Raw genomic sequence first — 22,393 nt, 5'->3', positions numbered from 1 at the left:
GCCTTGATGCATAAATCGCCGGGGCCGCTGTGCGGCCCATCGCGACACAAGGCCGCTCCTACATGGGCCGCGTTTGCCGCAGGCTTCAGCGGTCGAGGTCGTCAACTGCTTCCTGCAGTTCCTTGCGCGACTCGGCCAGCTTGTCCTTGCGCTTGTTGATCTTCTCGGCATCGCCCTTCTTCTCGGCCTTCTTCAGGTCCTTTTCCCGCTGCGCCACTTCGTGACGGGCTTCGAGCACTTTCTGCTCACGTTCCTTGCGCAGGCTGGCATCGGTGCAGTTGTCGACCCCGCGCAGTGCTTCTTCCAGCCCGGCAACCTGGTCGTTGTTGCCGTGGTCACGGGCAATCTTCAACTGGTTCTCGATGGCGCTGCGCTTGGCGGCGCAGCCGGTCAGGCCGGCATCCGGCTCGGCGGCCTGTACGGCGCTCGCAGCAAAACCAAGGGTCGCAAGCAGGAAAAGGGTCGAAATACGTTTCATGAAAAGCCTCCTGGACGGGGCGGGGCAGCAAAAAAAGTAGGGGGAAATCCTGCCTTGGTTTTGTCCATTTAGAAACCCTTGTCGGGGTTTTCCGTTTGAAACTCGGGGTTTTCCTACAGGCAAATTGGTAAATAATCATTGCTTGGTACTTTCAAAACCATCGATACCGGCGTTGGCCAACTGCGTGGCAATGGCTTGTACCTCGTGGGCGGCAAAAAAGCCGGCCAGTTGCTGCGCGCGCTTTTCGCCGATGCCGGGCAGTGCTTGCCAATCGCCTGGTGCGCGTGCTGCCAGGCCTTGCCAGTCGCCGGCCAGCTGCATGCCGGTAGGCGCGGGGGCGCCAAGCCCCCGTATCCACTGCGCGAAAGGTCGCGTGCGAGCGTCGTCGAAGCTGCCCAGCAACTGCATGGCTGTCGCCTCGCCAATGCCTGCTACCTGACCCAGGCGCTCGCCATCCAGGTGCAGCCAGTCGGTCATGGAGGTCACCAGGCCGGCTGCGACCAGCCGGCGCCATGTGCCAGGCCCGGTGCGCGGCAGTGCCAGCCCCTGTTTGCCGCTAAGCCAGGTGAGGCGGGCAATGAACTGCTCCTCGCAACCGTCGCTGGCCTGCCAGCAACTGTGGGCATGATGCTGGCCGGGTTCAGGTGCGGCCACCGCCTGGCGCTCGGCGGCGCGGTGCACCACCTGCTCCAGGCGTGGGATGGTCAGCCCGGCAAGGCTGACGGCCACTTGGTCACCCGGGCGGATGTCGAGGCTGTGCCAGCGCGCCAGCGAGCCCAGGCTCACCTGGGTGATTCGCCGGTCATCGAGGGTAACTGGCTGCAACTGCAGCACTGGTGTCACCCTGCCGGTGCGCCCGACCCGAAAGCGCACTTCGCGCACTTCAGCCAAGGCCTGTGCGTATGGGTACTTCCACGCCGCAATCCAGTAAGGCGCCTTGGCCTGCCAGCGCTCGGCGGGTGGACGGTTGTCCTGGCGCAAAACCACACCATCGCTGGCAAAGGGCAGGGCGGAGTGGTACCAGTGTGCGCGCCATAGGGTTGCATCCTCCAGCGTGTCGATAGCGACGCTGTAGTGCTGGCTGTCGGCAAAGCCCAGTTGTGCCAGCTGCGCGAGGCGTTCGCCCTGTTGGCCGGGGCCCAGCGGCCAGTCCCAGACGAACAAGCCAATCCGGTCGCCTTGCTCGCGGCTCAGTTGCTTGCGCGCAAGCAGCCCAGCCACCGTGCCACGGGCATTGGCGCTGCCTGCCAGGGCTTGCACATGCGCATCCAGGCGCAAGTAGAGTTCACCCTGCAACTGCAAGTCGATTGCCTGAGGCAGCTGCCCGGCGATGGCGCCGAGTTGCGGAATGTGTCGGCTCCAGTCGTGCCCCTGCACGCCGTCACCGCGGCTGATCAGTTGCACCAGCCGGCCTTGTTGATAAACAAGGGAGACCGCAACGCCATCCACCTTGGGCTGTACCCACACGTCGCGCTTGCCGGCCAGCCAGCGTTGCACGGCCTGGCGGTCTGCCAGCTTGTCGATGCCAGTATGCGGCACCGGGTGGGGGATTGGGCCGCGAGCGCTGGCCAGGGGTGTGGTGCCAGGCGCGAGGCCAAAGCACTGCTGCAGGTGCGCCAGGCGTTGGCGGCTCTGGTCGTACAGTTCATCGGCTACCAGGGCAATGCCCTGACGATGGTAGTGGTCGTCCCAACGGGCAAGGGTGGCACGCAGTTGAGCTACTTCGGCGTCGACTTGTGGGGGTGCCCAGTCGGGGCATGGTTCGGCCCGGGTCAGTGGGGCCTGAAGCAATAACAGCAGGGCAAACAAAAGCATGAGCGGCATGGCCAGCATCCTTGCATGGCGGGAGGGAGCCCTCAGCCTAGGCAGGCGCCGCGTCAGTTGCCGTGTAGAGTTGTCAGCCGATATGTCATAAAAAAGCCCCCGCCGATCACTCGGCAGGGGCTTTCGTCCAGCGCAGCAGGAAAATTACAGGCCGGCAGCGTCACGCAGCGCCTGGGCGCGGTCGGTGCGCTCCCAGGTGAAGGTGGTGAAGGTGTCGTCGCCGACAGTCTTCTGCTGTGGGGTACGGCCGAAGTGACCGTAGGCAGCGGTTTCCTGGTACATCGGGTGCAGCAGGTCGAGCATGGTGGTGATGGCGTACGGACGCAGGTCGAAGCACTCACGCACGATCTGGACGATCTTGTCGTCGGAGACCTTGCCGGTACCAAAGGTGTTGATCGAGATGGAGGTAGGCTGGGCCACGCCGATGGCGTAGGAAACCTGGATCTCGCAACGCTCGGCCAGGCCGGCGGCGACGATGTTCTTGGCTACGTAGCGGCCAGCGTAGGCGGCGGAGCGGTCGACCTTGGACGGGTCCTTGCCGGAGAACGCGCCACCACCGTGACGGGCCATGCCGCCGTAGGAGTCGACGATGATCTTGCGGCCGGTCAGGCCACAGTCACCCACCGGGCCACCGATGATGAAGTTGCCGGTCGGGTTGATGTGGTACTGGGTGCCCTTGTGCAGCAGTTCGGCAGGCAGGGTGTGCTTGACGATCAGTTCCATCACGGCTTCTTGCAGGTCTTTCTGCGAAACCTCAGGGTTGTGCTGGGTCGACAGCACCACGGCGTCGATGCCGACTACCTTGCCGTTTTCGTAACGGCAGGTGACCTGCGACTTGGCATCCGGACGCAGCCACGGCAGCAGGCCGGACTTGCGTGCTTCGGCCTGGCGCTCGACCAGACGGTGCGAGAAGCAGATTGGCGCTGGCATCAGCACGTCGGTTTCGTTGCTGGCATAGCCGAACATCAGGCCCTGGTCACCGGCACCCTGGTCTTCCGGCTTGGAGCGGTCCACGCCCTGGGCGATGTCCACCGACTGCTTGCCGATGATGTTCATCACGGCGCAGGTGGCGCCGTCGAAGCCGACGTCGGAGCTGTTGTAGCCGATGTCGATGATGACCTTGCGTACCAGCTCTTCCAGGTCGACCCAGGCCGAGGTGGTGACTTCGCCAGCGATGATGGCGACGCCAGTCTTGACCAGGGTTTCGCAGGCTACGCGGGCGTATTTGTCCTGGGCGATGATGGCATCAAGGACGGCGTCCGAAATCTGGTCGGCGATCTTGTCCGGATGCCCTTCGGACACGGACTCGGAGGTGAAAAGGGAGTATTCGCTCATCTCGAAGGTTCCTGAAAATTACCGATGGTGTATGTCGCCAGCCGTCCGCTGGAAATGGCGGACCTGGATCTGGAAACCGTTACGCAAGCCCACGTACAGGCTGTCCCCATGGGCCAGCCCGGCAGCGTTGGCCCAGCGGGCCAGGTCGTCCTGTTCGAAGCCCAGCCAGAGGTCGCCGCAGGCTTCGCGCGCCCACCCCTGGTCATGGCTGCACAGTTCGGTGACCAGCAGGCTGCCGCCTGCCTTCACCCGCTTGGCCAGCTGGCGCAAGGCCAGGGCCGGGTCGCTGAAATGGTGCAGCACCATGTTCAGCACAACGCAGTCGGCGGCCACATCCGTTGCACCCAGTGCATCGGCCAACTGCAGGTTGACGTTGTCGAGCCCTTCGCGCTGGCACACCTGGCGCGCCAGTTCGAGCATGGTCGGGCTGTTGTCCAGGGCGGTGACCTGGGCGAAGCGCCGGGCCAGGTCGGGCAGGAAGCCACCGTCGCCGGGGCCGACCTCCAGGGCGCTGGCGGCCGGGTCGAAATGCAGCTTGTCGAGCAGCGCCAGCAGGCTTTCGCGGTACTGCGGCAAACCGGCGATCAGGTCTTGCTGGGCGCGAAACTTCTCTTCCACACGCTGGAAGAAATCCTGGCTGGTGGCTGCGCGGCGCTGCTGCACTTGGGCGATCCGTGCCTGCACTTCTGGCGGCAGGGGCAGGTTATCGACCTCTTCAAGCAGTGCCGCGTGCAGCCGGCCGCCCAGGCGCAGGCTGTCGGGCAGGGCGCGGCGGTAGAAAATGGCGTTGCCTTCGCGGCGAGTCGCCACCAGTTCGGCCTGGGCCAACACCTTCAGGTGGTGGCTCATGCCCGACTGGCCGACGTCGAAGATCTGTGCCAGTTCCAGCACACCGAACGAGTCGTTGGCCAAGGCGCGCAAGACGTTCAGGCGCAATTCGTCGCCACTGGCTTTGCACAGGGCAGCCAATGCTTCGCGTTGCTCGGGAATCGATTGCGCACGGAGGTTCATGGGGCGGCAGTCTAGACAGGCATCGGTGCCCTAGCAAGGGCAATATCAAAAAGTTTTGATATTGAGTGATGAGCGGGGCCATTCTCCCGGTTTTGCCCCGAATTGAATGCCAATCACAGGAAAATCCCCCGACTGCGACCATACGTCATTGCCCCAAGCCCCTCCAGTGGGCGAAAATGGCCGCCTTTTTTCGTAACACCACCTATTCAAGCCCCCCAGGAGATTAGCGATGCCCAGCCGTCGTGAACGTGCCAACGCCATTCGTGCCCTCAGCATGGATGCCGTGCAAAAGGCTAATAGCGGCCACCCAGGTGCCCCCATGGGCATGGCGGATATCGCCGAAGTGCTTTGGCGCGACTACCTGAAGCACAACCCGAGCAACCCGGACTTCGCCGACCGTGACCGCTTCGTGCTGTCCAACGGCCACGGTTCGATGCTGATCTACTCGCTGCTGCACCTGACCGGCTACGACCTGTCGATCGACGACCTCAAGGCCTTCCGCCAGCTGCACAGCCGCACCCCGGGCCACCCGGAATACGGCTACACCGCAGGCGTCGAGACCACCACCGGCCCGCTCGGCCAGGGTATCGCCAACGCCGTGGGCTTCGCCCTGGCAGAAAAAGTGCTGGCTGCCCAGTTCAACCGTGACGGCCACAACATCGTCGACCACAACACCTACGTGTTCCTCGGCGACGGCTGCATGATGGAAGGCATCTCCCACGAAGTCGCCTCGCTGGCCGGCACTCTGGGCCTGAACAAGCTGATCGCCTTCTACGACGACAACGGCATCTCCATCGACGGCGAAGTGCACGGCTGGTTCACCGACAACACCCCGGCGCGCTTCGAAGCCTACAACTGGCAGGTGATCCGTAACGTCGACGGCCACGATGCCGAAGAAATCAAGATGGCCATCGAGACGGCACGCAAGAGCGACCGGCCGACCCTGATCTGCTGCAAGACCATCATCGGTTTCGGTTCGCCGAACAAGCAGGGCAAGGAAGACTGCCACGGCGCACCGCTGGGCAACGACGAAATCGCCCTGGCCCGCAAGGAACTGAACTGGAACCACGGCCCGTTCGAAATCCCGGCCGACATCTATGCCGAGTGGGATGCCAAGGCCGCCGGTGCCAAGGCCGAAGCCGACTGGAACCAGCGTTTCGATGCCTACGCCAAGGCCTACCCGGAGCTGGCTGCCGAATTCAAGCGCCGTGACAGCGGCGAACTGCCGGCCGACTTCAGCGCCAAGTCCCAGGCCTACATCAACGAAGTGGCTGCCAAGGGCGAAACCATCGCCAGCCGCAAAGCCAGCCAGAACGCCCTGAACGCCTTCGGCCCGCTGCTGCCTGAGTTCCTCGGCGGTTCGGCTGACCTGGCCGGCTCCAACCTGACCCTGTGGAAAGGCTGCAAGGGCGTCGAAGCCAATGACGCCAGCGGCAACTACGTGTTCTACGGCGTACGCGAGTTCGGCATGACCGCCATCATGAACGGCGTTGCCCTGCACGGTGGCCTGGTGCCTTACGGCGCTACCTTCCTGATGTTCATGGAATACGCCCGCAACGCCGTGCGCATGTCGGCACTGATGAAGCAGCGCGTGATCCACGTGTACACCCACGACTCCATCGGCCTGGGCGAAGACGGCCCGACTCACCAGCCGATCGAGCAGCTGACTAGCCTGCGCAGCACGCCGAACCTGGACACCTGGCGCCCGGCCGACGCGGTGGAATCCGCCGTGTCCTGGAAAAACGCCCTGGAGCGCAAGGACGGCCCTTCGGCGCTGATCTTCTCGCGCCAGAACCTGCAGCACCAGGACCGCGACGCCCAGCAGATCGCCGACATCAGCCGCGGCGGCTACGTGCTCAAGGACTGCGCTGGCGAGCCTGAGCTGATCCTGATTTCCACCGGTTCGGAAGTAGGCCTGGCCGTTCAGGCGCATGCCAAACTGACCGAGCAAGGCCGCAAGGTGCGTGTGGTATCCATGCCGTGCACCAGCGTGTTCGATGCCCAGGACGCTGCCTACAAGCAGTCCGTACTGCCGCTGGAAGTGGGTGCGCGCATCGCCATCGAAGCCGCCCACGCCGACTTCTGGTACAAGTACGTTGGCCTGGAAGGTCGTATCATCGGCATGACCACCTACGGTGAGTCGGCGCCGGCTTCGGCACTGTTCGAAGAATTCGGTTTCACCCTGGAGAACATCCTCGGTACCGCCGAAGAGCTGCTGGAAGACTGATACAGGCGTAAGGCGAGGGCTTTGCCCTCGTTTCGCGACCGGTCCGACGCCTCGGCAAGGCCGCTCCCACAAAATTCTGCATACGCAGCCCCTGTGGGAGCGGCCTTGCGTCGCGATGGGCCGCAACGCGGCCCCAACAGCCATCATGCGTTAGCGAGCCAACGAATGCCCCACCTGCGTCCCTACAAAGTTGCACTCAACGGTTATGGCCGTATCGGCCGCTGTGTCCTGCGCGCGCTGTTCGAGCGGGGGGCAAGGGCCGGTTTCGAGATCGTCGCATTGAACGACCTGGCCGACCAGGCCAGCCTGGAATACCTGACACGCTTCGACTCCACCCACGGGCGTTTCCCCGGTGAGGTGAAAGTCGACGGCGACTGTCTGCACATTAATGGCGACTGCGTGAAGGTAATGCGCAGTGCCACCCCCGAAGGCATCGACTGGGCGGCCCTGGACATCGACCTGGTGCTGGAGTGCTCCGGCGCCTACCACACCCGTGCCGATGGCCAGCGCTTCCTCGACGCCGGCGCGCCACGGGTACTGTTCTCGCAGCCGATGGCCAGCGAAGCCGATGTCGATGCCACGGTGGTCTACGGCGTCAACCAGGCCTGCCTGACCGGCAGCGAGCGCCTGGTGTCCAACGCCTCGTGTACCACCAACTGCGGCGTGCCGCTGCTGCGCGTGCTGGACCAGGCGTTCGGCATCGAATACGTGCAGATCACCACCATCCACTCGGCGATGAACGACCAGCCGGTGATCGACGCCTACCACCACGAAGACCTGCGCCGTACGCGTTCGGCCTTCCAGTCGGTGATCCCGGTGTCCACTGGTCTGGCGCGTGGCATCGAGCGCCTGCTCCCGGAACTTGCCGGGCGAATCCAGGCCAAAGCGGTACGCGTACCAACCGTCAACGTCTCGTGCCTGGACATCACCCTGCAGACCGCTCGCGACACCAGCGCGGCCGAGGTCAACCAGGTACTGCGCGAGGCGGCGCTGGAAGGCCCGCTGAAAGGCTTGCTGGCCTACACCGAGCTGCCTCACGCCAGCTGTGATTTCAACCATGACCCGCATTCGGCAATCGTCGATGCCAGCCAGACCCGTGTTTCCGGCCCCCGCCTGGTGAACCTGCTGGCTTGGTTCGACAACGAATGGGGGTTCGCCAACCGTATGCTCGACGTTGCCGAACATTATCTGCACGTCGTTCACCCAACCCGCAACAAACAGCCCTGAAGGACTGCATTCATGACCGTGTTGAAGATGACCGACCTCGACCTGCAAGGTAAGCGCGTACTGATCCGCGAAGACCTCAACGTGCCTGTGAAGGACGGTGTGGTAGCCAGCGACGCGCGTATCCTGGCAGCGCTGCCGACCATCAAGCTGGCCCTGGAGAAGGGCGCGGCGGTAATGGTCTGCTCGCACCTGGGCCGCCCGACCGAAGGCGAGTTCTCTGCCGAGAACAGCCTGAAGCCGGTTGCCGACTACCTGAGCAAGGCCCTGGGCCGTGAAGTACCGCTGGTTGCCGACTACCTGGACGGAGTCGCGGTACAGGTCGGTGAGCTGGTGCTGTTCGAGAACGTGCGCTTCAACAAGGGCGAGAAGAAGAACGCCGACGAGCTGGCGCAGAAATACGCGGCCCTGTGCGACGTGTTCGTCATGGACGCTTTCGGTACCGCTCACCGCGCCGAAGGCTCGACCCATGGTGTGGCCAAGTTCGCCAAGGTTGCTGCTGCCGGCCCGCTGCTGGCTGCCGAGCTGGATGCCCTGGGCAAGGCCCTGAAGGCCCCGGCCAAGCCGATGGCGGCCATCGTTGCCGGTTCCAAGGTTTCCACCAAGCTGGACGTGCTGAACAGCCTGAGCAGCGTTTGCGACCAGCTGATCGTTGGCGGCGGCATTGCCAACACCTTCCTGGCCGCTGCTGGCCACCCGGTAGGCAAGTCGCTGTACGAGCCTGACCTGGTCGACACCGCCAAGGCCATCGCCGCCAAGGTCAGCGTGCCACTGCCAGTCGACGTGGTGGTTGCCAAGGAGTTCGCCGAAACCGCCGAAGCCACCGTCAAGGCCATTGCCGACGTTGCCGCTGACGACATGATACTGGACATCGGCCCGCAAACCGCTGCCAACTTCGCCGAGCTGCTGAAGTCGTCGAAGACCATCCTGTGGAACGGCCCGGTCGGCGTGTTCGAGTTCGACCAGTTCGGCAACGGCACCAAGGTGCTGGCCAAGGCCATCGCCGACAGCGCCGCGTTCTCCATCGCCGGTGGCGGTGACACCCTGGCGGCCATCGACAAATATGGCGTCAGCAAGGAAATCTCCTACATTTCTACCGGTGGTGGTGCCTTCCTCGAGTTCGTCGAGGGCAAGGTCCTGCCAGCCGTGGCAATCCTGGAAGAGCGGGCCAAGGCCTGATGACGTCGGCGTTTGGCAAAGGGAGTGGCCTGATGGTCAAGCAATTGCCTGTGATGATGCTGGCCGGCCTGCTGAGCGCCTGCTCTGGCAGCCCGGCCTCGGATGCCGACCCGGTTCAGCCCAAAGGCGGTTGCTACCAGTCCGAGTGGCAGGCCGAGACGGTGCCGGTGATCAGCAAGCGCGTAGGCCCGGAAGGCCTGGAGAAGTACGACGAAGACCACCAGCGCAAGGCGCCGGGTTGCCCCTGAGCCCGGCGTTTCGTCGGGCCAGGCAACCAAGTGACCGCTGTGTGGTCATCTAGAGGATATGTAATGAAAGCGCTTTTGGCCGTGACGGCCCTGGCGACACTGGCAGGATGCTCACTGCTGCAGCCGGCGCAACCCGCCCCGGCAGACAACTGGACCCGCTGGGTCTGCGACACCCAGGCCGAAGTGCTGTGGCGCTTCGCTGATGCGCAACGCGACCAGGTTGACGTGCGCCTTGGCGGCGGCGACCAGGTCTACCGGCTCAAGGCCGAGCCGGGTGCCTCGGGTGCGCTGTACAGCGATGGCATGCTGGCCTTCCACACCAAGGGCGAAGAAGGCCTGGTGTACTGGGTGGCAACCAACGATCTGATTGGGCGGGGCTGCAAGGCACCGTGACTGGCCGGGCCGCAACGGTGGCCCACACTACTTGAACAGCAACCGCCCCTGCGGCAGGCTTGCACGAAACAAACGACGCTTGTCGGGAGAGAGATACACAATGGCACTCATTAGCATGCGCCAGATGCTGGACCACGCCGCCGAGTTCGGTTACGGCGTACCAGCTTTCAACGTCAACAACCTCGAGCAGATGCGCGCCATCATGGAAGCGGCCGACAAGACCGACTCCCCGGTGATCGTCCAGGCTTCGGCCGGTGCCCGCAAATATGCAGGCGCACCATTCCTGCGCCACCTGATCCTGGCGGCCATCGAAGAATTCCCGCACATCCCGGTGTGCATGCACCAGGACCACGGCACCAGCCCTGACGTCTGCCAGCGCTCGATCCAGCTGGGCTTCAGCTCGGTAATGATGGACGGCTCGCTGGGTGAAGACGGCAAGACCCCGACCGACTACGAGTACAACGTCCGCGTTACCCAGCAGACCGTTGCCATGGCGCACGCCTGCGGCGTTTCGGTAGAGGGTGAACTGGGCTGCCTGGGCTCGCTGGAAACCGGCATGGCCGGCGAAGAAGACGGCATCGGCGCCGAAGGCGTGCTGGACCACAGCCAGATGCTGACCGACCCGGAAGAAGCCGCCGACTTCGTCAAGAAGACCCAGGTCGACGCCCTGGCGATCGCCATCGGTACCAGCCACGGTGCCTACAAGTTCACCAAGCCACCAACCGGTGACGTGCTGGCCATCGACCGCATCAAGGAAATCCACAAGCGCATCCCTAACACCCACCTGGTGATGCACGGTTCTTCCTCGGTACCGCAAGAGTGGCTGGCGATCATCAACCAGTACGGCGGCGACATCAAGGAGACCTACGGTGTACCGGTCGAAGAGATCGTAGAAGGTATCAAGCACGGCGTGCGCAAGGTCAACATCGATACCGACCTGCGTCTGGCTTCCACCGGTGCCATGCGCCGCCTGATGGCGCAGAACCCAAGCGAGTTCGACCCGCGCAAGTTCTTCGGTGAAACCGTCAAGGCCATGCGCGACGTGTGCATCGCCCGTTACGAAGCCTTCGGCACCGCCGGCAATGCCTCGAAGATCAAGCCGATCTCCCTGGAAGGCATGTTCCAGCGTTACCTGAAAGGTGAGCTGGCCGCCAAGGTCAACTGATCGACTGGCTTCACGAAAAACCCGCAGAAATGCGGGTTTTTTCATTTCTGGGTGTTACTCCTTTACCCGCGAAGCTGGCGGCACATATTTTCCCGGCAAACTGACCGTTAGTCGGCTAACGTACAGCTGAGTCACTGATAGCGTTCTGATTGCATTGCGTGTTACCCGCTCAGGTCTAGAGTACTAATGGATCCAAGCGTATCTTGAAGTCGGTCACATAACAGAGAAGCAGCATGGATGGCGCTCACCTTCAACCACAGCCACTGGATGGCAACTCGGTTCTTCTGGTGGTAGACGATTACCCCGAAAACCTTATCAGCATGCGGGCGTTGCTGGCCCGCCAGGATTGGCAAGTGTTGACGGCAAGCTCGGGGATGGAAGCCTTGAGCGCGTTGCTTGAACACGATGTCGACCTGGTCTTGCTGGATGTACAAATGCCGGAAATGGACGGCTTTGAAGTCGCCCGGCTGATGCGCGGCAGCCAGCGTACCCGGCTTACGCCGATCATCTTCCTCACCGCCAACGAACAGTCCGAAGCGGCCGTGCTCAAAGGCTACGCCAGCGGCGCCGTGGACTACATGTTCAAGCCGTTCGACCCGCAAATCCTCAAGCCCAAGGTCCAGGCCCTGCTCGACCAGCAGCGCAACCGGCGCATGCTGCAGCGCCTGACCCGTGAGCTGGAAGCGGCCAGGGCGTTCAATGCGTCGATCCTGGAAAACGCCGCCGAAGGTATTCTGGTGGTTGATGCTCAGGGCATCATCAGCTTTGCCAACCCGGCCATTTCCCGTTTGCTGGCGGCGCCGGTGCAGCAGTTGCAAGGCGCCCACCTGCTCGACCTGGTGCAGCAGGCCAGTGCCAGCCTGTGGCTCGAGTCAGACTTCTACCAGGCTTATCTGGGGCGGCAGATTTACCGCGTGCACGATGCCCAGCTGCGCACCCTGGGTGGTGAACTGGTGCCGGTCGCGTTGTCTTGCGCGCCCTTGCCGGCCGACCAGCAGGCCATGGTGGTGACCGTGCTGGACATGTCCGCGGTGCGTAACTTGCACCAGCAGCTGGAGTACCAGGCTGTCACCGACCCGCTCACCGGCCTGCTCAACCGCCGCGGTTTCTACCAGGCCGCCGAAGGTGCACTGTTGCGCAACGAGCGCTCGGACAAGGCGCAGGCACTGATGTACATGGACCTGGATGGCTTCAAGCGCATCAACGATTCGCTTGGCCATGACGCGGGCGACCGGGTATTGCGCTGGGTGGCCGAGCAGCTCAAGGACTGCTTGGGCAGCGAGGCCTTGCTGGCGCGCATGGGCGGGGACGAATTCACTGCACTGTTCGACAGCTTGCCCTACCCGGAGCAGGCCGGGCGTTATGCCGAACGGCTGCTGGAGCGTGTTTCCATCAGCCACGAGGTTGACGGATTCGATGTCTGCCTTGGAGTCAGCATCGGCATCGCCACCTACCCGGACTGCGGCGCTAATGTCGAAGGCTTGCTACGTGCGGCCGATGCGGCAATGTACGCGGCCAAGCAGGCTGGTCGCCAGCAGTACCGCTTCTACGATCAGGAACTTAACGGCCGGGCGCGTTCGCGGTTGATGCTTGAAGACAGCGTGCGCACGGCCATCGAACAGCAAGACTTCACCCTGGTGTACCAACCGCAGGTCGGCTTCAACGATGGCCGCCTGCGTGGTTTCGAGGCCCTGTTGCGCTGGCAGCACCCCAGCGTTGGCGATGTGCCGCCGGGGCTGTTCATTCCGCTGCTCGAAGAGGCCAGGTTGATCAACCGCCTGGCCAGCTGGATCTACCGCCAGGGCGCGGCCCAGCGCCAGGCCTGGTACCAGCGCTTCCCGGCGGACCTGGTGCTGGGTATCAGCCTGAGCCGGGCGCAGTTCGCCATGCCCAGCCTGGTAGACGAACTGCAACGGGTTATCCAGCTTTACCAGCTGGACCCGGCGCAGCTGGAAGTGGAAGTGGCGGAAACCTCACTGATGTACAACATCGATGCGGCCGTGAAACAGATACACCGCCTGCGCGAGCTGGGTGTGCGGGTGGCATTGGATGACTTTGGCGCGGGCGACTGTTCGTTGCGCATGCTGCGCGACCTGCCGATCGATACCCTCAAGCTCGACCGCCACCTGGTGGCGCGTCTGCCCGACTCGGCGGTGGATGCCGCGCTGGTGCGTAGTGTCATCGGCCTGTGCGCCGACTATCGCATCACAATTATCGCCGAAGGCGTGGAAACCCCAGCCCAGGCGGCTTGGCTCAAGGCCAACGGTTGCGAATACGTGCAGGGCTTCCTGGTGGCCCACCCGATGACCGCGGCGGATGCCAGTGGCTTCCCGGCGATTTTCCCCTGGCCAGGGCCATGATTGGCTAGAATCGGCATTCGTTACGCCGAATGCAGCGCCATGACCGTATTACGTTACTTGCAAGCTTACCCCCCGCACCTGCAGGAGCAGGTGCGGCAAATGATCGACAGCGACCGCCTGGGCGAGTACCTGCAGCGCCGCTACCCTGACCGCCATGACGTGCAAAGCGACAAGGCGTTGTACGGCTATGCCCAGGATTTGCGCCAGCAATACCTGCGCAGCGCGCCAAACCTGGACAAAGTACTGTTCGACAACCGCCTTGACCTGACCCATCGGGCCCTGGGCCTGAACACGGCGGTGTCGCGGGTACAGGGTGGCAAGCTCAAGGCGAAGAAGGAAATCCGCATCGCCTCGCTGTTCAAGGAGGCCGCGCCGCAGTTCTTGCGCATGATCGTGGTGCACGAACTGGCGCACCTGCGCGAGCGCGATCACAACAAAGCGTTCTACCAGCTCTGCCAGCACATGGAGCCGGACTACCACCAACTGGAATTCGACCTGCGCGTCTACCTGACCTATCGGGAGCTGCCGGGTAACCTCTAAGGAACATGCAGCATGGAAGTGAGCAAGACCAAGAGCAGCTTCTACCGCCGCCTGTACGTGGCCTGGCTGATCGACAGCCAGACCGCGACCAGCGTGCCCGCCCTGATGGAGGCCACCGGCATGCCGCGGCGCACCGCCCAGGACACCATCGCCGCCCTGGCCGACCTGGATATCGTCTGCGAGTTCGAGCAACAAGAGGGCGCGCGCAACCATGCCGGGCATTACCGCATTCATGACTGGGGGGCGATCGACAAGCAGTGGATCATCCAGCACCTGCGGCAGATTCGTGAAGTGCTGGGTTACCCCTGAGTCGAAACGCTGGCGCGGTCCCTGTGGGAGCGGGCGTGCCCGCGAACACGGGCGAAGCCCGTGCCATCCACCGCGGTGCCTGCTTCGCGGGCAAGCCCGCTCCCACAGGGATCGCGGCAATCTCAGCCCTTGCGCATCCCGATATGCGGAATGTCATCTTCCAGGTATTCCTCACCCACCATGACAAACCCATGCCCGGCATAGAACGCCTGCAAGTGCGCCTGCGCCGACAGGTACACCGGTACCCCCGGCCAGCAATGCTCCGCCGCCTCCAGCCCCTTGAGCAGCAACGTGTGCCCCAGCTTCAGCCCACGCGCCTCGGCCGACGTCACCACCCGCCCGATCACCACATCTCCGCCCTGGGACTGCGGGTCGAGCAAGCGCAGGTAGGCCACCAGCTTGTCGTCCTGCCAGGCCATAAGGTGCAGGGTGTCGCCGCCAAGGTCCTGGCCATCGACTTCCTGATAGGCACAGCGCTGCTCGACCACGAACACTTCCGTGCGTAATTGCAGAATGGCGTAGAGCTGGTCCTTGCTGAGGTCGGTGTGGTGCTTGCAGAGCCAGTCGATGGACATTGGCGCGAACTCCTTGAAGTGATCGCCGATCATCGCATGCCACGTGTGCTTCGGCCAAAATAGAGGCTAAATGACATTATTGGCCGCTGCCCTATGCACCGGCTTTGTGTAATCTCATCGGCAGTTGCAAAGAAGACCGCCTACACAGTGTGCGCCCCCCATTGCAAAAGGACTTGAGCATGCGGCCACTGCTTTGTGTTCTGGGATTGCTGGCAGTGATGCTGGCAACACCCGCGCCGGGTCACGACAAGCTGCGCCTGGTGGCAGACAACTGGCCGCCGTTCACCGATGCCAGCTTGCCGGGCGGCGGCCTGGCGACCAGCATTGTCACCATGGCGCTGAGCCGGGCCGGCTACGCCAGCGCCTTTGAGGAGGCGCCGTGGGCGCGGGCGCTATTGGGGGTAAGTGAAGGGCGCTACGACGTGCTGATCAATGCCTGGTACAACGACTCGCGCGCCCGCATCGGGCACTTTTCCACAGCCTACCTGAGTAACCGTGTGCGCCTGCTGCAGCGCAAGGGCGAGGTGTTCCGCTACAAGCGCCAGTCGGACTTGTACCCGTACAGCATTGCCGTGGTGCGTGATTACGCCTATTCACCCGAGTTCGACGGCGACGCCCGCCTGCACAAGGTGGCGGTTAGCAACTTTTCCTCTGCGGTGCGCATGCTGGCGGCAGGGCGGGTGAACCTGGCGGTGGAAGACGAGTACGTGGCCCGTTACAACCTGCAGCGCGAGCCGCAGGCGGTGCGTGATGGGGTGATGCTGGTCGAGCCGCCACTGGGGGAGAATACCCTGCATATCCTGGTCAGCCTGAAGCACCCGGAACATAAGCGGATTGTCGAAAGCTTCGAGCGGGCGATTGCGGCGATGAAGGCCGATGGCAGTTATGCGCGGCTGCTGCATCAGCATGGCTTTTGATCTCTACCGCCTGTGCCGGCGATAGGGCCAACACAGGCAGCAGCATAATCAGGCCGGGGTACCTTCCTTGATCAGGTGCGCCGCCAAGGTGCGCAACGGCGCCAACTGTCGGCAGATCAACGCCAACTGGGTCTGCACCAGCCGCTGGTGCTCATCCAGCTCTTCGGGCATCTGCTCCAGGGCATTGGCCAGCGCCTCCTCGGCATCACTGTGAATCGCCACTGGCAGCCGCGCTGCCAGGCCATTGGCAATTTCGTCCAGGCTGCTGGCCAGGCTTTGTCCGGCACCTTCGATCAACTGCTCCTGAACCTCCGCCGGCAACGCGGTATCGCGGTGCGCACCGAGCCCCGAGAGGTAGCTGAGCAAGGTGTGCGACAGCACCAGGAAGCGGAAGCCGACATCGGCCTCCTTACGGAAATGCCCCGGCTCCATCAGCATGTTGGCCAGGGTGGTGGACAGCGCCGCGTCGGCGTTGTGGGCGTTACGCCGGGCCAGGCGGTAGGCCAGGTCGTCGCGCTTGCCGTGGGCGTACTGCTGCATGATCTGCCGCAGGTACACGCTGGCACAGGCCAGGGTGTTGGCCAGCGCCTTGTTCAACCGCCGCCCCTGCCAGTCAGGCAGGAACAGGAATACCGCAAGGATGGCGATCAGGCTGCCCACCAAAGTATCGAACAGGCGCGGCAGGAACAGACCATAGCCATCGCCGATCTGGTTGAAGCAGAACAGTACCATCAGGGTGATTGCGGCCGTGGCCAGGGCGTAGCGGGTAGTGCGGTTGACGAAGAACACCACCCCGGCGACCACGGCGAACAGCGATTGGATCACCGGGTTGGGGAACAGGTCGAACAAGGCCCAGCCCACGGTCAGGCCGACGGCAGTGCCGAACACCCGTTGCACCAGCTTGCGCCGGGTCGCCCCGTAGTTGGGCTGGCACACGAACAGCGTGGTGAGGATGATCCAGTAGCCCTGGGTAGGGTGGATCAGGTGCACCATGCCATAGCCAATCGACAACGCCAGCGGCAGGCGCAAGGCATGGCGGAACAGTAGCGAGGTCGGTGTGAGCTGGGTGCGCAGGCGTGTCCACACGTCCTTCAGCGAGCGTGGCGAGCGGTCGAGCAGGCTGCTGTCGCTGGCGTCGGCCAGGCTGTCCGGGTTGCTGGCGGCGCTAAGCAGGCGGTCCAGCGTCGCCAGGTTGGCGGCCAGTGCCCGCAGCGAGCGCAGCAGGCCGCGCCAGGCCGGGTTGCTCTGGATGCGCAGGTGTTCCAGCGAAGCGTTAAGGTCTTCGAGGGCCTCGGGATAACCGCTGGCCAGCACGAACGGCTGGCGCAGGCGGATCGAGCGGGCCAGCTCCTGGCAGGACGAGCCCTGCTTACGCAGCAGGCGCTGGCAGCGGAACATCACGTCACTGTGGAAAAACGCCTCGGTCAGGGCGTTGTAGGGGTAGTGCGAGGCGCTGACCCGCTCATGGATGTCCTGGGCCAGGAAGTACAGCTTGAGGTAGCGGCTGACCTTGGAGTTCGGCTGGCTGTTGCCCACCCGGTGCAGAATGATTTCCTTGGCTGCGTTGAGTGCCGCCACCACCTTGCCGTTCTGCTGGGCCAGCTCCAGGCGCCGGGCCTCGACGTCGAGGGTGCGGATAGGTTCGAACAGGCTGGCCTTGAGCTTGAGGTAGCTGCCCAGTTCGAAGAACAGCTTGGCCAGGCTCTGTTGCACTGGCTGGTTGGAAAACAATGCCTGCCACAGCACCGACAGCAGCCCGTACCAGGCCGCGCCTGCCACCAGCAGCAGTGGTTCGTGCCAGAAGTCGGTGACCTGGCCACCGCGCTGGTCCACGCCGATCATGGTGTAAACCGCGGTGATCAGTGTTGCCGAGGCAATCGCACCATAGCGCTCGCCCAAGGCGCCGAGCATGGTCAGGCCGAAAGCGGCCAGGGCCAGGGCAATGACGAAGATCCAGGGGTAGGGGAACAGCAACTCGACCGCCAGCGCGGCGATGGCAAAACACACCAGGGTAACGGCCAGGGCGCTGAGGCGGCCCTGCCAGCTGTCGTCGGTTTCGGCCAGGGCGCTGGCGATGATGCCGAGGAACAGCGGAATCAGCAGGGCCATCTCGTTCTGGTACCAGCACAGGGCCAGGCTGCCGGTGAGGGCGATGGTGACCCGGATGCTGTAGCTGAACTTGTCTTGGCCCCACAGGCGACGCAGTGACTGACGGAACGAGCTCGATGACATGATGGCCTGCTAGGCAGTGAGCGAAGAATGCATTGCAGCACGGGCCAGCAAGAAGCGTTCCGTGCTGCTGAATGGATTCTACTCTACACGAACTGCGCTGCGGCGTTGGCCGACGCCCAAGCCCACTGGAAGTTGAAACCGCCCAGATGACCGGTGACATCCAGCACTTCACCGATGAAGTACAGCCCGGGGCTCTTCAGCGATTCCATGGTCTTGGACGACACTTCGCGGGTGTCCACGCCACCCAGGGTAACTTCGGCGGTGCGGTAGCCTTCGGTGCCGGCCGGCACCACTTGCCAGTTCGCCAGTTTCTCGGCGATCTGTGCCAGTTCCGCCGGGGTGTACTGCTTCATCGGCCTGGACTCGAACCACTGCTCGGCCAGCAGGTTGGCCAGCTTGCGGGTGAACACTTCGCCCAGCACGGTCTTCAGTTCGGCATTGGCGCGCTCGGCCTGCATCTGTTGCAGCCAGGTCAATGCGTCACGGTCTGGTAGCAGGTTGATCTCGACCGTGTCGCCGGCTTCCCAGAACGACGAGATCTGCAGGATCGCCGGGCCGCTCAGGCCACGGTGGGTAAACAGCAGGTTTTCGCGGAAGCTGGTGCCGTTGCAGCTGGCGGTGCAGTCCAGCGAAGTGCCGGACAACTCGGTGCACAGTGCCTTGAGTTGGGGCTCGGTGATGGTGAACGGCACCAGCCCGGCGCGGGTCGGCAGCAGGGTGTGGCCAAACTGGCGCGCTACCTGGTAGCCGAAGCCGGTGGCACCCAGGGTCGGGATCGACAGGCCGCCGGTTGCGATCACCAGCGACTGGCAGGCGAACTGGCCGCCACTGGTTTGCAGCAGGTAGCCGCTTTCGGTCTTCTCGATCTGTTCGATGCTGGTGTGCATGCGGATTTCGGCGCCGGCCTCGTCGCATTCGGCCAGCAGCATGTCGAGGATGTCGCTGGCCTTGTTGTCGCAAAACAGTTGGCCGAGCTTTTTCTCGTGGTACGCCACGCGGTGCTTGCACACCAGCTCGATGAAGTCCCACTGGGTGTAGCGGGCCAGCGCCGACTTGCAGAAGTGCGCGTTGTGCGAAAGGAAGTTGGACGGCTCGGTGTACATGTTGGTGAAGTTGCAGCGCCCGCCGCCAGACATGAGGATCTTCTTGCCTGGCTTGTTGGCGTGGTCGAGCAGCAGCACCCGGCGGCCACGGCGGGCGCTGAGCTGGGCGCACATCAGGCCGGCGGCGCCGGCGCCGAGGATGATCACGTCGGTGGAGTGCACGGTGTTACCTCTTCAAGATTGCAGGGGGCTGCTGCGCAGCCCTATCGCGACACAAGGCCGCTCCAACAAGAGATAAGCGATCCCCTGTAGGAGCGGCCTTGTGTCGCGATGGGCCGCAAAGCGGCCCCAAATTAGGTCAGACGATGCGGACTTTCAGGGACCTGCCCTTGATCTTGCCGCTGTTCAGCCGCTGCATGGCCTGCTTGGCCAGCGCCCGCTCCACGGCCACAAACGCCTGGAAGTCGAAGATGGCAATCTTGCCCACCTGTTTGCCCGGGATACCGGCATCACCGGTCAGTGCGCCAAGGATATCGCCCGGGCGCAGCTTGTCCTTGCGCCCGGCGGCGATGCACAGGGTGCTCATCACTGGCAGCAGCGGCTCGCCGCCCTTGTTCTTCAGGCTGTCCAGCTGGTCCCAGCGCAGCGGGCTCTTCTGCAGTTCTTCGATGGCCTGGGCGCGGTGGCCTTCGGCCGGGGCCACCAGGCTGACTGCAACACCTTTCTCGCCAGCACGGCCAGTACGGCCCACACGGTGCACGTGGATTTCCGCATCACGCGCCAGCTCGACGTTGATGACCATGTCCAGGCCATCGATATCCAGGCCACGCGCGGCCACGTCGGTAGCTACCAGCACCGAACTGCTGCGGTTGGCGAACATGGTCAGTACCTGGTCGCGGTCGCGTTGCTCCAGGTCGCCATGCAGGGCCTGGGCGACGATGCCCTTGGCGGTCAGGTGGGCGACCACGTCCTCGCACTGCTGCTTGGTGAAGCAGAACGCCACGCACGACTGTGGGCGGTAGTGGCCGAGTACGCGGGTGACGGCTTCCAGGCGCTGCTGCGGGTCGATTTCGATGAAGCGCTGCTCGATCTGGTTGTCGGTGTGCAGGCTCTCGACCTTGACCTGCTGCGGGTTGCGCATGAAGTCGGCGGCCAGTTGCTTGATGCCGGCCGGGTAGGTGGCCGAGAACAGCAGGGTCTGGCGGCGCGACGGGGTCTTGCCGATGATGCTGGCAATGGCATCGAAGAAGCCCATGTCGAGCATGCGGTCGGCTTCGTCAAGCACCAGGGTGTTCAGGCCATCGAGCACCAGGGTGCCTTTGTCCAGATGCTGCTGGATGCGCCCCGGGGTGCCGACGATGATGTGCGCACCGTGCTCCAGCGAAGCGATCTGCGGGCCCAGCGAAACGCCGCCGCACAGGGTCAGGATCTTGATGTTGTCCTCGGCGCGGGCCAGGCGGCGCAGCTCCTTGGCGACCTGGTCGGCGAGCTCGCGGGTAGGGCACAGCACCAGCGCCTGGCAGCCGAAGTAGCGCGGGTTGATCGGGTTGAGCAGGCCGATGCCGAAGGCGGCGGTCTTGCCGCTGCCGGTCTTGGCCTGGGCGATCAGGTCCTGGCCCTTGAGGATGACCGGCAGGCTCTGGGCCTGGATCGGCGTCATCGAGGCATAGCCGAGGGCGTCCAGGTTGGCCAGCATGGCGGTGGACAGCGGCAAGGTGGCAAAGGCGGTGGATTCGGTGGTCACGAGGCGGGCCTACGGTGCGAAGCTAAAAATGCCGCATAGTCTACCAGCCTCATGGCCATTCGCCCTAAGACTCCACATGCTCTTCCGGACGACGGGCACGCCTTCCGTCCGTCGGCGACAGCTGCAGGAAGATAGCTGCCGCCAGCATGGCCATCACGCCGATGGTGACGAAGGTCAGCTGGAATGCACCCAGGGTAGTTTCCACGCCCTCGGCGCTGCCTGCGGCGGTAAAGCCGCCGAGCAGCGCGCCGGCACAGGCCACGCCCAGGCTCAGCGCCAGTTGCGCCACCACCGACAGCAGGCTGTTGCCGCTGCTGGCGCTGGCGTCGTCAAGGTCGATCAACGTCACCGTATTCATCGCCGTGAACTGCATGGAGTTGATCGCGCCGAGCAGGCCCAGTTGAATCAGCAGCACGGCGTAGGGCGTCTGCTCATCGACCAGGCCGAGGCTGGCCAGCATCAGGCCCAGCAACAAGGTATTGCCGGTGAGGATGATGCGGTAGCCGAACCGTTCGATCAGCGGCCTGGCGACGGACTTGGCCAGCATGGCTGCCGCCGCCAGCGGGATCATGCTCATGCCGGCCTGGGCAGGCGAGTAACCCAGCGCCACCTGCAGCAGCAGCGGCACCAGGAACGGCAGGGCGCCACTGCCCAGGCGAGCGAACAGGTTGCCGAGGATGCCGATGGCGAAGGTACGCACACGGAACAGGCTGGGTGAGAACAGTGGCTCCGGGTCGCGCCCGGCACGCAGCCAGTAGGCGGCCAGGCAGGCCATGCCGGCGAACAGCAGCAACATCACCCGCAGGTGCGGCAGGTGCAGCTCGCCCAGGCCCTCCATGGCGATGGTGATCAGTACCATCGCTGCGCCAAACAACAGGAAGCCGGGGCCGTCAAACTTGGTGCGCTCGGCACCGCGCAGGTCGGGGATGAACTTCCACACCGCATAGCAGCCGACCAGGCCGACCGGCAGGTTGAGCAGGAAGATCCAGTGCCAGCTGAGGATTTCCACCAGCCAGCCACCCACCGTCGGGCCCAGCAGTGGGCCGAGCAGGCCGGGGATAGTGATGAAGCTCATGATCCGCACCAGTTCGCTGCGCGGGTAGGCGCGCAACACCACCAGCCGCCCGACCGGCAGCATCAGCGCCCCGCCCAGGCCCTGCACGACGCGGGCGAAGATCAAAAAGCCGAGGCTGTTGGCGGCAGCGCACAGCAACGAGCCAAAGCTGAACAGCAGGATGGCGCTGAAGAAGATGCGCTTGGTGCCGAAGCGGTCGGCGATCCAGCCTGAAGCGGGGATCAGCAGGGCCACGGTGAGCATGTAGGCGATGATCACGCCCTGCATGCGCAGCGGGTCTTCGGCCAGCGAACGGGCCATGGCCGGCAGCGCGGTGTTGAGGATGGTGCCGTCCAGGGACTGCATGAAGAAAGCGATGGCCACCACCCAGGGGATCCAGCGGGCGGTGACGGGGTCCAGCGGGGTGCGTTCGGGCATGACTTCCTCTTCTGCCTGGGCCGGCCCTTTCGCGGCGTAAAAAGCAACCACCAAGGTAGAAAAAACCCACTGGGGGGGGGGATTAGAAAGAAAAAGG

General features: G+C 63.9%; 19 protein-coding genes. 10 read left to right on the top strand and 9 right to left on the bottom strand.

Annotation, left to right across the window (positions count from 1 at the left end):
- Nucleotides 1-85 precede the first annotated feature (85 nt).
- From ABE456_RS24010 to ABE456_RS23995, 4 genes are all read right to left on the bottom strand, one after another.
- A complete protein-coding gene (locus tag ABE456_RS24010; protein WP_346646150.1) occupies nucleotides 86-478 on the bottom strand; it encodes a DUF1090 domain-containing protein in 393 nt (130 codons plus the stop codon).
- Nucleotides 479-613: 135 nt separating this feature from the next.
- On the bottom strand, nucleotides 614-2,302 hold the full coding sequence (ligB, locus tag ABE456_RS24005; protein ID WP_346646149.1) for an NAD-dependent DNA ligase LigB: 1,689 nt from the start codon (nucleotides 2,300-2,302) through the stop codon (nucleotides 614-616).
- A 144-nt stretch (nucleotides 2,303-2,446) separates the two neighbouring features.
- Nucleotides 2,447-3,637 carry a methionine adenosyltransferase gene (gene metK, locus ABE456_RS24000; protein WP_346646148.1) on the bottom strand — a complete coding sequence of 397 codons (1,191 nt, stop codon included), beginning with the start codon at nucleotides 3,635-3,637 and terminating at the stop codon, nucleotides 2,447-2,449.
- 18 nt (nucleotides 3,638-3,655) lie between these two features.
- Nucleotides 3,656-4,648, bottom strand: coding sequence for a metalloregulator ArsR/SmtB family transcription factor (locus tag ABE456_RS23995; protein ID WP_346646147.1), 993 nt, complete (start codon nucleotides 4,646-4,648; stop codon nucleotides 3,656-3,658).
- A 229-nt stretch (nucleotides 4,649-4,877) separates the two neighbouring features.
- Between ABE456_RS23995 and tkt the strand changes: the two genes are divergently transcribed.
- The 9 genes from tkt (at nucleotide 4,878) to ABE456_RS23950 (ending at nucleotide 14,293) form a co-directional block, all read left to right on the top strand.
- Nucleotides 4,878-6,875 (top strand): transketolase, encoded by a 1,998-nt coding sequence (tkt, locus tag ABE456_RS23990; RefSeq protein ID WP_346646146.1) that lies wholly within the window; start codon nucleotides 4,878-4,880, stop codon nucleotides 6,873-6,875.
- 165 nt (nucleotides 6,876-7,040) lie between these two features.
- Nucleotides 7,041-8,102: an erythrose-4-phosphate dehydrogenase gene (gene epd, locus ABE456_RS23985; protein ID WP_346646145.1), complete on the top strand. Its 1,062-nt coding sequence runs from the start codon at nucleotides 7,041-7,043 to the stop codon at nucleotides 8,100-8,102.
- Between the two features lie 12 nt (nucleotides 8,103-8,114).
- Nucleotides 8,115-9,278 (top strand): phosphoglycerate kinase, encoded by a 1,164-nt coding sequence (locus ABE456_RS23980; protein ID WP_346646144.1) that lies wholly within the window; start codon nucleotides 8,115-8,117, stop codon nucleotides 9,276-9,278.
- Nucleotides 9,278-9,526 (top strand): hypothetical protein, encoded by a 249-nt coding sequence (locus ABE456_RS23975; RefSeq protein ID WP_346646143.1) that lies wholly within the window; start codon nucleotides 9,278-9,280, stop codon nucleotides 9,524-9,526. Before ABE456_RS23980 ends, ABE456_RS23975 begins: the two co-directional genes overlap by 1 nt.
- A gap of 63 nt (nucleotides 9,527-9,589) precedes the next feature.
- Nucleotides 9,590-9,919, top strand: coding sequence for an MliC family protein (locus ABE456_RS23970; RefSeq protein ID WP_004576614.1), 330 nt, complete (start codon nucleotides 9,590-9,592; stop codon nucleotides 9,917-9,919).
- 100 nt (nucleotides 9,920-10,019) lie between these two features.
- Nucleotides 10,020-11,084 (top strand): class II fructose-bisphosphate aldolase, encoded by a 1,065-nt coding sequence (fba, locus tag ABE456_RS23965; RefSeq protein WP_008093958.1) that lies wholly within the window; start codon nucleotides 10,020-10,022, stop codon nucleotides 11,082-11,084.
- 233 nt (nucleotides 11,085-11,317) lie between these two features.
- The gene (locus tag ABE456_RS23960; RefSeq protein ID WP_346646142.1) at nucleotides 11,318-13,444 is read left to right on the top strand and encodes an EAL domain-containing protein; all 2,127 of its coding nucleotides are present in this window, start codon (nucleotides 11,318-11,320) and stop codon (nucleotides 13,442-13,444) included.
- Between the two features lie 39 nt (nucleotides 13,445-13,483).
- Entirely contained in the window at nucleotides 13,484-13,984 is a 501-nt protein-coding gene (locus ABE456_RS23955) for a M48 family metallopeptidase (RefSeq protein WP_346646141.1), read from the top strand.
- Between the two features lie 12 nt (nucleotides 13,985-13,996).
- Nucleotides 13,997-14,293: a winged helix-turn-helix domain-containing protein gene (locus ABE456_RS23950; RefSeq protein WP_016395304.1), complete on the top strand. Its 297-nt coding sequence runs from the start codon at nucleotides 13,997-13,999 to the stop codon at nucleotides 14,291-14,293.
- A gap of 122 nt (nucleotides 14,294-14,415) precedes the next feature.
- Here ABE456_RS23950 and ABE456_RS23945 read toward each other — a convergent pair whose 3' ends face one another.
- Complete coding sequence (locus ABE456_RS23945; RefSeq protein WP_346646140.1) at nucleotides 14,416-14,868, bottom strand: GNAT family N-acetyltransferase; 453 nt, start codon at nucleotides 14,866-14,868, stop codon at nucleotides 14,416-14,418.
- Between the two features lie 179 nt (nucleotides 14,869-15,047).
- On the opposite strand from ABE456_RS23945, the gene ABE456_RS23940 reads away from it, so the two are divergent.
- On the top strand, nucleotides 15,048-15,785 hold the full coding sequence (locus tag ABE456_RS23940; RefSeq protein ID WP_346646139.1) for a transporter substrate-binding domain-containing protein: 738 nt from the start codon (nucleotides 15,048-15,050) through the stop codon (nucleotides 15,783-15,785).
- A gap of 48 nt (nucleotides 15,786-15,833) precedes the next feature.
- Here the strand turns inward: ABE456_RS23940 and yccS are convergent, their stop codons facing one another.
- From yccS to mdtD, 4 genes are all read right to left on the bottom strand, one after another.
- A complete protein-coding gene (yccS, locus tag ABE456_RS23935) occupies nucleotides 15,834-18,017 on the bottom strand; it encodes a YccS family putative transporter (RefSeq protein WP_346646138.1) in 2,184 nt (727 codons plus the stop codon).
- A gap of 83 nt (nucleotides 18,018-18,100) precedes the next feature.
- Nucleotides 18,101-19,282 (bottom strand): NAD(P)/FAD-dependent oxidoreductase, encoded by a 1,182-nt coding sequence (locus tag ABE456_RS23930; RefSeq protein WP_346646137.1) that lies wholly within the window; start codon nucleotides 19,280-19,282, stop codon nucleotides 18,101-18,103.
- 136 nt (nucleotides 19,283-19,418) lie between these two features.
- Complete coding sequence (dbpA, locus tag ABE456_RS23925) at nucleotides 19,419-20,756, bottom strand: ATP-dependent RNA helicase DbpA (protein WP_346646151.1); 1,338 nt, start codon at nucleotides 20,754-20,756, stop codon at nucleotides 19,419-19,421.
- A gap of 112 nt (nucleotides 20,757-20,868) precedes the next feature.
- The gene (gene mdtD / locus ABE456_RS23920; RefSeq protein ID WP_346646136.1) at nucleotides 20,869-22,296 is read right to left on the bottom strand and encodes a multidrug transporter subunit MdtD; all 1,428 of its coding nucleotides are present in this window, start codon (nucleotides 22,294-22,296) and stop codon (nucleotides 20,869-20,871) included.
- Nucleotides 22,297-22,393 lie beyond the last annotated feature (97 nt).

The organism is Pseudomonas sp. TWI929, from assembly GCF_039673335.1.
Taxonomy (GTDB): domain Bacteria; phylum Pseudomonadota; class Gammaproteobacteria; order Pseudomonadales; family Pseudomonadaceae; genus Aquipseudomonas.
The sequence above is the reverse complement of the archived record's forward strand: the minus strand, read 5'-3'. Positions and strand labels throughout refer to the sequence as shown.

What these genes read in the sequence shown, in the direction of transcription:
- ABE456_RS23975 (WP_346646143.1), top strand. Translation starts at nt 9,278, where the DNA reads ATGACGTCGGCGTTTGGCAAAGGGAGTGGCCTGATGGTCAAGCAATTG.
- yccS (WP_346646138.1), bottom strand. Translation starts at nt 18,017, where the DNA reads ATGTCATCGAGCTCGTTCCGTCAGTCACTGCGTCGCCTGTGGGGCCAA.
- fba (WP_008093958.1), top strand. Translation starts at nt 10,020, where the DNA reads ATGGCACTCATTAGCATGCGCCAGATGCTGGACCACGCCGCCGAGTTC.
- ABE456_RS23950 (WP_016395304.1), top strand. Translation starts at nt 13,997, where the DNA reads ATGGAAGTGAGCAAGACCAAGAGCAGCTTCTACCGCCGCCTGTACGTG.
- ligB (WP_346646149.1), bottom strand. Translation starts at nt 2,302, where the DNA reads ATGCCGCTCATGCTTTTGTTTGCCCTGCTGTTATTGCTTCAGGCCCCA.
- ABE456_RS23995 (WP_346646147.1), bottom strand. Translation starts at nt 4,648, where the DNA reads ATGAACCTCCGTGCGCAATCGATTCCCGAGCAACGCGAAGCATTGGCT.
- ABE456_RS23940 (WP_346646139.1), top strand. Translation starts at nt 15,048, where the DNA reads ATGCGGCCACTGCTTTGTGTTCTGGGATTGCTGGCAGTGATGCTGGCA.
- mdtD (WP_346646136.1), bottom strand. Translation starts at nt 22,296, where the DNA reads ATGCCCGAACGCACCCCGCTGGACCCCGTCACCGCCCGCTGGATCCCC.
- metK (WP_346646148.1), bottom strand. Translation starts at nt 3,637, where the DNA reads ATGAGCGAATACTCCCTTTTCACCTCCGAGTCCGTGTCCGAAGGGCAT.
- ABE456_RS23955 (WP_346646141.1), top strand. Translation starts at nt 13,484, where the DNA reads ATGACCGTATTACGTTACTTGCAAGCTTACCCCCCGCACCTGCAGGAG.
- ABE456_RS23970 (WP_004576614.1), top strand. Translation starts at nt 9,590, where the DNA reads ATGAAAGCGCTTTTGGCCGTGACGGCCCTGGCGACACTGGCAGGATGC.
- ABE456_RS24010 (WP_346646150.1), bottom strand. Translation starts at nt 478, where the DNA reads ATGAAACGTATTTCGACCCTTTTCCTGCTTGCGACCCTTGGTTTTGCT.
- epd (WP_346646145.1), top strand. Translation starts at nt 7,041, where the DNA reads ATGCCCCACCTGCGTCCCTACAAAGTTGCACTCAACGGTTATGGCCGT.
- ABE456_RS23960 (WP_346646142.1), top strand. Translation starts at nt 11,318, where the DNA reads ATGGATGGCGCTCACCTTCAACCACAGCCACTGGATGGCAACTCGGTT.
- ABE456_RS23980 (WP_346646144.1), top strand. Translation starts at nt 8,115, where the DNA reads ATGACCGTGTTGAAGATGACCGACCTCGACCTGCAAGGTAAGCGCGTA.
- tkt (WP_346646146.1), top strand. Translation starts at nt 4,878, where the DNA reads ATGCCCAGCCGTCGTGAACGTGCCAACGCCATTCGTGCCCTCAGCATG.
- dbpA (WP_346646151.1), bottom strand. Translation starts at nt 20,756, where the DNA reads ATGCTGGCCAACCTGGACGCCCTCGGCTATGCCTCGATGACGCCGATC.
- ABE456_RS23945 (WP_346646140.1), bottom strand. Translation starts at nt 14,868, where the DNA reads ATGTCCATCGACTGGCTCTGCAAGCACCACACCGACCTCAGCAAGGAC.